Origin of the sequence: Botrimarina colliarenosi (assembly GCF_007859955.1) — a bacterium.
Classification (GTDB): Bacteria; Planctomycetota; Planctomycetia; order Pirellulales; family Lacipirellulaceae; genus Botrimarina; species Botrimarina colliarenosi.
On record NZ_SJPR01000003.1, the window covers coordinates 40,999 to 52,273 of the forward strand.

Here is an 11,275-nt window from a genome sequence, read left to right on the forward strand (position 1 = left end):
GCCCGCGCCGAGTGGAATCACCCTTCCTCTGGCGGCTGGTTGATCTGAGAGGTGAGTTCGTCGAGCGAGGTGGCGGAGCGGAGAGATCGCCGCGATTCGTGCTAGCGTAGCTCAATTGGCAGAGCAGCTGATTTGTAATCAGCAGGTTGTGGGTTCAAGTCCCTCCGCTAGCTCTCGGGCAGCGACGGGCGGTGCGGCCAGCGGGCCGCCTGCCGGTGGCTGTCGGTGTGGCGGCGGAGGGCAGGGCGAGGGCGGCCGCCTCGGCGGGCCGGCCTTGGTCGGCCGTCGGTTCTTGTCGGCGACGCTTTGGCGTCGAGGGCAGGGGGCGGCGACGCCGGAAAAGGTGGGTTACCGAAGCGGTCAAACGGGTCTGACTGTAAATCAGATGGCTATGCCTTCGCAGGTTCGAATCCTGCACCCACCACTGGTTCGAATGCGGAGTGACGAATGCGGAATGCGGAATAGACCCTAGGAGGGCGTTGCCAGGCATCATTCCGCATTCCGAAATCCAAATTCCGGATTTCATCGCGGGTGTAGCTCAATGGTAGAGCAACAGCCTTCCAAGCTGATGACGAGGGTTCGATTCCCTTCACCCGCTTGCAGAGTTGATAAAGCGTTTTCGAGGCGACGGTTTTGAGTTATTGAGTTGCGGAGCTGGCGGCGGACCGCTGACAGCCCAACGCTCTTTACCTGCTGCTGTAGCTCAGTTGGTAGAGCGCGTCCTTGGTAAGGACGAGGTCACGAGTTCAAGTCTCGTCAGCAGCTCTGCGGCGCCGGCTCGCCGGCCAGAGAGATGCGGCCAGAGGGAGTGAGGCGTCGGTTTGAAGTGAAACAGAGTCGATCGAAACACAGAGTCGATTGAAACAGCGTCGATTTGAGAACAGAGGCGGCAGAGAAGAAATTTGACGGCCTTGGCCCCCGGGTGGGCTGGGGCTCTTGGGAGAGTTAGGATCAAGAGCGTGGCTCTTTAACACCAGCACCCTTTCAGCAACTACCAGCGAGTTCAGAGAAAAAGATGGCCAAGGACACCTTCGCGCGTACGAAGCCGCACGTCAACGTCGGCACCATCGGTCACATCGACCACGGCAAGACCACGACCACCGGCGCGATTGTCGCGGTGCAGGCGGCTAAGGGGCTCGCCAAATTCAAGTCGTACGCCGACATCGCCAAGGGCGGCACGGTGCGTGACGCGACCAAGACGGTCACGATCGCCGCGGCTCACGTCGAGTACGAGACCCCCAACCGGCACTACGCCCACATCGATTGCCCGGGCCACGCCGACTTCGTCAAGAACATGATCACTGGCGCCGCCCAGATGGACGGCGCGATCCTGGTCGTGTCGGCGCCGGACGGCCCGATGCCGCAGACCCGCGAGCACATCCTGCTCGCCCGCCAGGTCGGCGTGCCCAAGATCGTGGTTTACCTCAACAAGTGCGACCTCGTCGATGACGAGGAGCTGCTGGAGCTGGTCGAGCTCGAGGTCCGTGAGCTGCTGTCGGCCCAGGGCTTCCCTGGCGACGACGTGCCGCTGATCCGTGGCAACTCGAAGGCCGCTTACGAGAACCCGTCGGACCCGGCGGCTCAGAAGTGCATCGACGAGCTGATGGAAGCGATCGACACCTACATCCCCGAGCCGACTCGCGAGACCGACAAGCCGTTCCTGATGGCGATCGAAGACGTCTTCTCGATCGAAGGCCGTGGCACCGTGGCCACCGGTCGTATCGAGCGCGGCACCGTCAAGGTGGGCGAGGAAGTCGAGATCGTTGGACTGACGGAAGTCCCGGTCAAGACGACCTGCACCGGCGTCGAGGCGTTCAACAAGACGATGGACCAGGGCCTGGCTGGCGACAACGTCGGCTGCCTGCTCCGCGGCGTGAAGCGTGAGGACATCCAGCGTGGCCAGTGTCTGGCCAAGCCGGGTTCGATCAAGCCGCACACCAAGTTCGAGTGCGAGGTCTATATCCTCAGCAAGGAAGAGGGTGGTCGCCACACGCCGTTCTTCAGCGGCTACCGTCCGCAGTTCTACTTCCGTACGACCGACGTGACCGGCGCCGCCAACCTGGCCGGCGACGCCGAGATGTGCATGCCTGGCGACAACGCCAAGCTGATCGTCGAGCTGTCGAAGCCGATCGCCATGGACGATGGCGCCCGTTTCGCTATCCGCGAGGGTGGCAAGACGGTCGGTTCGGGCGTCGTGTCGAAGATCCTTGAGTAAGTGACGAAGCACAGGTGGCGAAGCAAGCCGGCGACGGCCCTTCGCCATTTGTGCTTGATTTAGGGGCGTAGCTCAATTGGCAGAGCACCGGTCTCCAAAACCGGGGGTTGTGAGTTCGAGTCCCACCGCCCCTGCTGATCGGTGGCGCAGGCGAAGAGCCAAAGCGAACGACGAGCGAAGCCAAACTTCCGGCCAATGGATGGCCGGGGCTGAAAGACAGGGCGGCGGCGCCGCCATCGCGACTAGGGCGAATTAACGGTGACCGCTTACCTTCAAGAACTGTTTCAGCTGCGGCTGTTCAAGCCAAAGCAGGGGCGCAACGCCCGTCAGGTGACGCTGATTGCGATCGGCGTCGTGTTGGCGGTCGGGGCGTGGTCCTTGAAGGGCTGGCTCGAGGCGGAGGGAGCTTCCAGCGGCGTCGCGCTTGGCGCGCCTCTGGCGCTGCTGGCCGTGACTGGCTGGGCCGCTTTCCGCCTCATCCAGCTGCCGAAGTTCGCTGAGTTTCTCATCGCCGTCGAGGCGGAGATGGGCAAGGTCAGCTGGCCGACGCAGTCGGAACTGTTCAAGGCTTCGGCGGTCGTGATCTTCGTGATCTTCGGCCTCGCCGGGCTGCTGTTTATGTACGACTGGATCCTGAAATACGTGCTGTCGGGTCAACTGCTCACCGACCTTTTCGGCCTGTTTGGCTGAGCGGTTGATTGACAGTTAGCCCCGCCGCGACCAACCCGTCGCAGCCGTGCGGGCGCCCACAGCGAAGAGGTTACGTTGAGCGACGAAACGTTAGAGAGCGAAGTCAAGCCGCAAGACGCCACGGACACCCCGTCCGCGGCGCCGGTCGATGATGTGTCGGATGACGCCGCCGAGGCGACGCCGGTAGAGCCGACGGCCGAGGAAGTGGCGGAGACGGCGCGGCTGGCGGTCGAGGCCGCCGAGCTCGACGCGGCCGAAGCCGCGATGGACGACGAGGAAGAGACCATCGCGCTCGCCCCCACGGGCCCGATCGAAGAGCTGAGCGAGGAGGAGCTGGCCGAGGATATCCAAATCAATTGGTACATCCTCAAGGTTCAGAGCAACCGCGAGCGGACCTCCTCCGAAGCGCTGAAGCGGAAGGTGGCGATCGAGGGGATCGAGCGGTATTTCGGCGAGATCATCGTCCCGACCGAGAAGGTTACCGAGTTCAAGAACGGTAAGAAGAAAACCGTCGAACGCAAGATCTGGCCGGGTTACATCGCCGTTCAGATGCACGTGAACGACGACACCTGGTTTGCGATCCGCGAGACGTCGGGCATCGGCGACTTCACCGGGGCGTCCGGCAAGCCGATCCCGATGAGCCAAGCGGACATCGAGAAGATTCTCCCTAAGGAAGAGGGCGAAGAGGGCGAGGACGACAGCCCGAAGCTGAACATCAAGTTCGCGGAAGGGGACAAGGTCAAGGTCACCGACGGCAACTTCGAGAATTTCGAAGGGGACGTCGACGCGATCGACCACCAAAGCGGCAAGATTACGGTCATGATCAGCATCTTCGGGCGGAGTACGCCGGTCGAGCTGGAATACTGGCAGGTAGAAAAGCTTTGAGGCCTTAGGTCTCAGGCCCCAGGCCTTCGAGAAGAGTAATACAGATGGCGAAGCAATTAGTCGGACAGGCGCGGTTCCAGATCCCGGGCGGCCAAGCGACACCGGCCCCCCCGGTCGGCACGGCGCTGGGTAAGTACGGCATCAACCTCGGCCAATTCGTGCAGGCGTTCAACGACGCCACGCGGGAAGCCAACGGGATGATGATCCCGGTGGTGGTGAGCCTGTACAACGACCGTTCGTTCGAGTTCATCACGAAGAGCCCCCCGGCGGCCGTCCTTCTCAAGAAGGCGGTTGGCTTGGCGAAGGGCTCGGGCGTGCCGAACAAGACGAAGGTGGGCAAGGTGACCCAGGCCCAGCTGGAAGAGATCGCGACGATGAAGATGAACGACCTGAACGCCCGCGATGTCGAGCACGCCTCGCGGATGATCGCCGGCACGGCCCGCAGCATGGGCTTAGTCGTTGAGGGTTGAGTGGTCGATGGCTGGCTGGGTCGAGGGATGAAAGCGAAGCCGGTCGCCCAAGGTGCCCAGTGACCCAAGGCGGCTGGTGAACGCTGAGTTAACGAAAGATCAAGCGACAACGCATGAAGGTGGGACGCCAAGCAAGTTTGCACGGCGGTTTGGACCACACTTCCCCAAATAACAGCCGGACCGGTCCCCTCAGGGGGGCGAGGCTCTGGCGAACCTACCAAGGGTGAAGCAGCGATGCCAAAACTAAGCAAGCGGCTCAAATCCGCCACCAAGAAGCGTCCGAGCGATCCGCTCCCGCTGAAGGACGCGGTCGTCGCCCTCAAGGGGTTTGACGCGGCCAAGTTCGACCAGTCGGTCGAGGTGGCGATGCGGCTCGGCGTTGATCACACGCAGGCCGACCAGATCGTCCGCGGTTCGATCGTCCTGCCCAACGGCATCGGTAAGGTCCAGCGGATCGTGGTCTTCGCCAAGGGTCCCGCGGCCAAGGCGGCCGAGGTCGCTGGCGCCGACGAGGTTGGTGACGACGAGCTGGCGAAGAAGATCCTCGGCGGCTGGACCGATTTCGATGTCTGCATCGCGACGCCCGACATGATGAAGGTTGTCGGTCCATTGGGCCGTGTCCTTGGCCCTCGTGGCTTGATGCCGTCGCCCCGTGCCGGCACCGTGACGCCCGACCCGGCGTCGGTCGTTGAAGAGTATAAGGCCGGTAAGGTCGAGTTCCGCAACGACAAGGGCGGCAACGTCCAGGCGATTGTCGGCAAGCTGAGCTTCGACGCCGACAAGCTGTCGGAGAACATTCAGGCCTTCGTCGACAAGGTGGTCGGCATGAAGCCATCGGCGGTGAAGGGTATTTACGTCAAGAGCGTTTACATCTCGGCCACAATGAGCCCCAGCGTTCGGCTGGCGGTCTAAAGCGGCTTGTGATGTTTCGCCTTCGTGATTCAATTCCTGGCCAGTTTCGGCCGGGCTCGCAAAGAGAAGAGGGCTAAGAGCGAGGAGCGGTCCTTCCCGTTGACCCTTCCGCCTTTAGTCTCCAGCCTACGGCCTCCGTTATGAGCAAGTACGTCAAAGAGATGATGACCGACGACCTCTCCACGAAGTGGGATGGGGTCGAGGAACTGATGCTGGTGAGCTTCGCCGGCATGGAAGCCAACGACACCGTCGAGTTGCGTAAGCGGCTCCGCGGCAAGAACATCCACATGATGGTGGTCAAGAACAGCCTGGCCCGTCGGGCGACCGAAGGGACGGTGCTGGCGCCGGCCTTCGAGGGCGCCCAGGGCGCTCAGGCCGTCGTGTGGGGCGCCGAGGACGTGGTCGCGCTCGCGAAGGAAGTGATCGCGGTCGCCGAGACCCCCCAGTTCAAGCTCTTCGAGCCGACTGGCGGCGTGCTCGACGGTGCGAAGCTGTCTTCCGACGAAGTGAAGGCGGTCAGCAAGTGGCCGACCCGTGGCGAGATGCTCAGCACGATCTCGGGCCAGATCATGGGCCCGGCGATGACGCTGTCGGCTCAGCTGCTCGGCCCGGCGAAGATGCTTGCCAGCCAGATCAAGCAGAAGAGCGAAGAGGAAGGTGGCGAGGACGCCGGCGAGTGATCGCCGCGGACTCGCCCAGGCGGCTCCTCCGCAGCGGAGCGGGCCCTCGCAACGGACTGCGAACAAGACGATAAGAATAGTAGACCACTCGGTTGTGGCGCAGCCTCAGCAGCGTTTGCCCGGCCGGTACCCCCGTAGAACGCGACGAACCCCCGTTCGACCTTACAGGCCGATCTGACCAGTTTGGGCCGGCCGGCCCGTAGCAACGACTTTTAAGAGAGAAGCAAAGATGAGCGAAGAAGCCGTGGCGGAAGCCCGTGAGTTTGCCAGCACGATCAAGGAAATGGGCGACAAGATTGTCGGCCTGACCCTGAAGGAAGCCAAGGAACTCAGCGACTACCTGAAGGAAGTGCACGGCATCGAGCCGGCCGCCGGCGGTGGCGCTGTGATGATGGCCGGTCCGGCCGACGGCGGCGGCGCCGCCGCTGTTGAGGAGCAGACCGAGTTCGATGTCGTGCTCGAGTCGTTCGGCGACAACAAGATCAGCGTGATCAAGGTCGTCCGCACCGCGACCGGCCTGGGTCTCAAGGAGGCCAAGGACGCCGTCGAAGGCGCCCCGACGAAGCTCAAGGAAGGCGTTTCGAAGGAAGAGGCCGAGAAGCTCAAGACGGAACTCGAAGAAGCGGGCGCGAAAGTCTCGATCAAGTGATCGAGGCGTCGCACCCCCGTCGTCATGGCGGGCCCGGTTGGGCTCGGCAAGCGGCGGGGTGTCGAGGCCCAACGACGCGTCGCGCCCGGCTCGGGCGCCCGCGTCGGTTGGGGCCTTTCAGCCCCTGCTTCTTTTGTCGCCACGGATGAGTTTGGATTCTAGCACGTCACCTGCGCCAACCCCGCGCCGCGGGCCGGCAGAGCCGATCGCTGAAAAGCGAAAATCGGCCCTCCACCGGTCAGGGCTCGGGGTACGCGCTTTGGCGTCGCGCGCCTGATCGCTCGTTCCGGCTCTCGTCGCTCGGACTGGGCGTCGACGCCCGGTCCGCTCGGCAGGGCCCGCCCTTGATTCGCGTCGTTGTTACCACCCGCCTTCCCCGCGTGAACGCCCCGACGGGGTTCATCACTTAAAAGGTTGCTCAGTACGGGATTCCCCGTCGCTGTGGTAGCCCGGTTGAGAAGTTCGGTTCCCGCCAGGGGGGGCCGTGATTCTCACCAAGGATGAATCTTGAAGGCGCAGCCTGTTCCGCAAGGAGCCGCCACTATGGCCGTTACCGCCCAGCGCCGCCTACACACCCCCGACGTCCGCACCTTTGGTAGCGAACGGACCGGGTACGAAGTGCCCGACCTGACGGCGATCCAGACCGTCAGCTACGCCCGCTTTCTGCAGTACGACGGCACGAACCCCGAGAAGCGTAAGGACGAGGGTCTCGAAGCGGTCCTGCGCGAGATCTTCCCGATCGAGAGCTACGACAAGTCGGTCAGCCTCGAGTACGTCCGCTACGAGCTCGGCAAGCCCCGCTACACGCCCGACGAGTGCCGGCAGCTGCGGCTGACCTACGGCCGTCCGTTGCGGGTCTGGCTGCGTCTGAACCGCGAGCAGCCGATCGAGGAAGAGGTCTACCTGGGCGACCTGCCGGTGATGATGGGTGGCGGCGAATTCATCATCAACGGCGCCGAGCGCGTCGTGGTGAGCCAGCTACACCGTTCGCCCGGTATCGACTTCGTCTCCGAGATCGAAGCGGGCGACCGGAAGGTCTACTCCTGCCGGGTGATCCCCGAGCGCGGTAGCTGGATCGAGATCAACACCACTAAGAAGGACAGCGTCACCGTCCGTATCGACCAGAGCGGCAAGTTCTCGATCGTGACGCTGCTGCGGGCGATGGACCCGAGCATGGGTCTCGACTCGGATATCCTCAAGGCGTTTTACGAGGTCACCAAGCAGAAGATCGTTGACGGCCGCAGCGTCGTGAAGATCGAGGGCAAGGTCGCCGTCGAGGACATCGTCTACCCGGTCGGCAGCGACCGGGCCGGCGAGATCGTCCTCGAGGCGGGCCAGCGGATCACGAAGAACACGGCCGAGGTGATCTGCACGTCGGGCGTCAAGTCGATCGAGATCATGGACCCGCCGCCGTCGCCGCACCTGCTCAACGCGATGGCGGACGACGTCACCAGCAGCCATGAAGAGGCGCTGCTGCGGATCTATCAGCGTCTCCGCCCGGGCAACCCGCCGCAGCTCGAGAAGGCGCGGACGTTGTTCTCGGAGAAGTTCTTCGACACCAACCGCTACCGCCTCGGGCGCGTCGGCCGCTTCCGCATGAACCGGAAGCTCGGCATCGACGTCCCCGAGGACGAGATGGTGCTGCGGGCCGAGGACCTCGTGTACGCGGTCAAGTACGTGCTCGGATTGGCGTCGAACGACTCGGCGATGTACGTCGACGACATCGACCACCTGGGCAACCGGCGCCTGCGGACGATCGACGAGCTCGCCGCCGACGAGATGCGGAAGGGCTTCCTGAAGCTCCGCCGCACCGTGCAGGAGCGGATGAGCCTCAAGGACGCGGAGGACATGACCCCGCGGAGCCTGATCAACCCCAAGAGCATCTCGGCGGCGATCGAGTACTTCTTCGGTCGGGGCGAGTTGTCGCAGGTCGTCGACCAGACGAACCCGCTGTCGATGCTTACGCACGAGCGGCGTCTATCGGCCCTCGGACCGGGCGGTTTGAACCGCAAGCGGGCCGGCTTCGAAGTGCGTGACGTCCACATCAGCCACTACGGCCGCATCTGCCCGATCGAGACGCCGGAAGGCACGAACATCGGACTGATCAGCTCGCTGGCCATGTACGCCTCGGTCGACGAGTACGGCTTCTTGGTGACGCCGTACCGCAAGGTCAAGGCGGGCAAGTTGCTCGACGAAGTCGTCTGGCTCCGGGCCGACGAGGAGCACGAGGCCTACGTCGCCTCGGCCGACGTCCCCGTGAAGGGGGGCGTCATCCAGGGCGACACGGCCGGCCTGATCGTCGCCCGCACCCGGGCCGACTTCTTGCTCTGCCCGGTCGACAGCATCCAGTACGTCGACGTGGCGCCGAGCCAGATGATCGGCGTGTCGGCGGGCCTGATCCCGTTCCTCGAGCACGACGACGCCAACCGCGCGCTCATGGGCTCGAACATGCAGCGGCAAGCGGTGCCGCTGCTGGTGGCCGAGCCGCCGATCGTCGGCACCGGCCTCGAGCAAGAGGTCGCCAAGCACTCGGGCATGCTCGTCCGCGCCGGCCACAAGGGGACCGTCACCTATGTCGACGCCACCCGCATCGAGATTGGCCCCGAGGTCCACGAGCTGCGCAAGTTCGTCGGCCTCAACGAGCGGACGTGCCAGAACCAGAAGCCGATCGTCAAGCCGGGCGACAAGGTCGAGAAGGGCCAGGTGATCGCCGACGGCGCCGCCACCTGGCAGGGCGACCTGGCGCTGGGCCGCAACGTGCTCGTCGCGTTCATGTCGTTCGACGGCTACAACTACGAGGACGCGATCATCCTCTCGGAGGAGCTCGTGCAGAAAGACACGTACACCTCGATTCACATCGAGGAGTTCGACGTCGAGATCCGCGAGACGAAGCTCGGCCGCGAAGAGTTCACCCGCGACATCCCGAACGTCAGTGAGAAGATGCTCCGCAACCTCGACGAGGGGGGCGTCGTCCGTGTCGGTACGTTCGTGCGTTCGGGCGACATCCTGGTCGGCAAGGTTTCGCCGAAGAGCAAGACGGAGCTCACCCCCGAAGAGAAGTTGCTCCACGCGATCTTCGGCCGGGCCGGCGAGGACGTGAAGAACGATTCGCTCGAAGTCCCCTCGGGCGTCGACGGCATCGTCATCGATACGCAGAAGTTCTCCCGCCGGATGAGCCTCTCCGAAGAAGAGCGAAAGGAATTCGAGCGCTCGCTGAAGACGGCCGAGGCGGACGGCGCCACGAAGATCGCCGAGGCGTTCACCGCCATGGTGACGGAGATCGAGGACGTCCTGAAGAAGAAGCTCACCGACGACGACGGCAACAGCATCGTCCACGAGCGCGACCCGAAGAGCGTCGCCGAGCAGGCGGCGATCTTCCGCCTCGAGCGACTCGACGTCCGCAGCCCCGAGCGGTCGAAGGATGTCGAGAAGATCTACAAGCAGATGTGGCCTGCCGTCGAAGAGGCAATCGACACCCGCGACCGCACCCTCAACAGCATGAAGCGGGGCGACGAGCTCCGCAGCGGCGTGCTGCAGATGGTGAAGGTCTACATCGCCACCAAGCGGGTGATCTCGGTCGGCGACAAGATGGCCGGGCGTCACGGCAACAAGGGTGTGATCAGCAAGATCATGCCGGTCGAGGACATGCCGTTCCTGTCGGACGGCACCCCGGTGCAGATCATGCTCAACCCGCTCGGCGTTCCGAGCCGCATGAACGTGGGTCAGATTCTTGAGACCCACCTCGGCTGGGCCGGCTCGAAGCTCGGGTTCCGCTCGATCACCCCGGTGTTCGACGGCGCCAACGAGGGCGAGATCAACGACTGCCTCGAAGAGGCGGGTCTGCCGCGGCACGGCAAGGCGCGGCTGACCGACGGCCGCTCCGGCGAGCCGCTCGAGCAGGAGACGACCGTTGGCTACATCTACATGCTGAAGCTGCACCACTTGGTCGACGACAAGGTGCACGCCCGCAGCACGGGGCCCTACTCGCTCATCACGCAGCAGCCGCTGGGTGGCAAGGCGCGGTTCGGCGGCCAGCGGTTCGGCGAGATGGAAGTGTGGGCCCTGGAGGCGTACGGCGCCGCCTACATCCTCCAGGAACTGCTGACCGTCAAGTCGGACGACGTCGAGGGCCGGACCAAAATCTACGAGTCGATGGTCAAGGGCGAGAACACGCTGGAGGCCGGCACGCCGGCGAGCTTCGACGTGCTCACGAACGAGATCCGCGGCCTCGGTCTCAACATGCAACTAGAGAAACGCGGGCTGTAGGATCGCGGGCTGCAGGAAGGGAGAGGTGGAGATAATTGGGGATAAGGGGATGGTCACCCGGTGGGGCAAGCCGTGACAGGCGATGCGGAAATCACCGAACAGATCATCCGGGCGGTCATCAAGGTGCACCGCACCTTGGGGCCGGGGTTCCTCGAATCGATTTACCACAACTCCTTATTGATCGAGCTAGAGAACCAAAGGCTGCTTGTTGAGTCCGAGAAACAAATCGTTGTGATTTACGAGGGAAGGCCCGTGGGAAGCCACCGGCTCGACCTCCTCGTTGAAGGGCGAATTGTTGTAGAGCTGAAAGCCATCGACGACCTCTCGCAGGCCCACTACGCCCAGCTGCGGTCCTACCTAAAAGCGAGCCGACTTGAGACGGGCTTGCTTATTAACTTCGCAAAAGAGAAAGCGGACTTTCGACGAGTAGAAGTCCGCGTCACCGAATAGCCATCTCCCTATCCCCCCTTTATCTCCCCCATCTCCCTTCAAAAACGTTTCCTAGAAA

At 63.6% G+C, this 11,275-nt stretch carries 9 protein-coding genes and 5 tRNA genes; all 14 read left to right on the forward strand.

Going from position 1 to position 11,275, the window contains the following annotated elements:
* Window positions 1-100: 100 nt before the first annotated feature.
* A tRNA-Thr gene (locus Pla108_RS11745) sits at window positions 101-173 on the forward strand.
* Between the two features lie 169 nt (window positions 174-342).
* Window positions 343-424: transfer RNA gene (locus Pla108_RS11750), tRNA-Tyr, on the forward strand.
* Window positions 425-527: 103 nt separating this feature from the next.
* Window positions 528-598, forward strand: a tRNA-Gly gene (locus tag Pla108_RS11755).
* Between the two features lie 94 nt (window positions 599-692).
* Window positions 693-765, forward strand: a tRNA-Thr gene (locus tag Pla108_RS11760).
* A 250-nt stretch (window positions 766-1,015) separates the two neighbouring features.
* A complete protein-coding gene (gene tuf / locus Pla108_RS11765; RefSeq protein WP_146445157.1) occupies window positions 1,016-2,215 on the forward strand; it encodes an elongation factor Tu in 1,200 nt (399 codons plus the stop codon).
* A gap of 61 nt (window positions 2,216-2,276) precedes the next feature.
* Window positions 2,277-2,349 (forward strand) — tRNA-Trp (locus Pla108_RS11770).
* Between the two features lie 124 nt (window positions 2,350-2,473).
* On the forward strand, window positions 2,474-2,905 hold the full coding sequence (secE, locus tag Pla108_RS11775) for a preprotein translocase subunit SecE (protein ID WP_146445158.1): 432 nt from the start codon (window positions 2,474-2,476) through the stop codon (window positions 2,903-2,905).
* 75 nt (window positions 2,906-2,980) lie between these two features.
* Window positions 2,981-3,790 carry a transcription termination/antitermination protein NusG gene (nusG, locus tag Pla108_RS11780; RefSeq protein ID WP_197526506.1) on the forward strand — a complete coding sequence of 270 codons (810 nt, stop codon included), beginning with the start codon at window positions 2,981-2,983 and terminating at the stop codon, window positions 3,788-3,790.
* Between the two features lie 44 nt (window positions 3,791-3,834).
* A complete protein-coding gene (gene rplK, locus Pla108_RS11785) occupies window positions 3,835-4,260 on the forward strand; it encodes a 50S ribosomal protein L11 (RefSeq protein WP_146445159.1) in 426 nt (141 codons plus the stop codon).
* A 234-nt stretch (window positions 4,261-4,494) separates the two neighbouring features.
* On the forward strand, window positions 4,495-5,172 hold the full coding sequence (gene rplA / locus Pla108_RS11790; RefSeq protein ID WP_146445160.1) for a 50S ribosomal protein L1: 678 nt from the start codon (window positions 4,495-4,497) through the stop codon (window positions 5,170-5,172).
* Window positions 5,173-5,312: 140 nt separating this feature from the next.
* On the forward strand, window positions 5,313-5,852 hold the full coding sequence (rplJ, locus tag Pla108_RS11795; RefSeq protein ID WP_146445161.1) for a 50S ribosomal protein L10: 540 nt from the start codon (window positions 5,313-5,315) through the stop codon (window positions 5,850-5,852).
* 229 nt (window positions 5,853-6,081) lie between these two features.
* Complete coding sequence (rplL, locus tag Pla108_RS11800; protein WP_146445162.1) at window positions 6,082-6,501, forward strand: 50S ribosomal protein L7/L12; 420 nt, start codon at window positions 6,082-6,084, stop codon at window positions 6,499-6,501.
* A 543-nt stretch (window positions 6,502-7,044) separates the two neighbouring features.
* Window positions 7,045-10,767 (forward strand): DNA-directed RNA polymerase subunit beta, encoded by a 3,723-nt coding sequence (gene rpoB, locus Pla108_RS11805; RefSeq protein ID WP_146445163.1) that lies wholly within the window; start codon window positions 7,045-7,047, stop codon window positions 10,765-10,767.
* A 60-nt stretch (window positions 10,768-10,827) separates the two neighbouring features.
* Window positions 10,828-11,217 (forward strand): GxxExxY protein, encoded by a 390-nt coding sequence (locus Pla108_RS11810; RefSeq protein WP_231934448.1) that lies wholly within the window; start codon window positions 10,828-10,830, stop codon window positions 11,215-11,217.
* Window positions 11,218-11,275 lie beyond the last annotated feature (58 nt).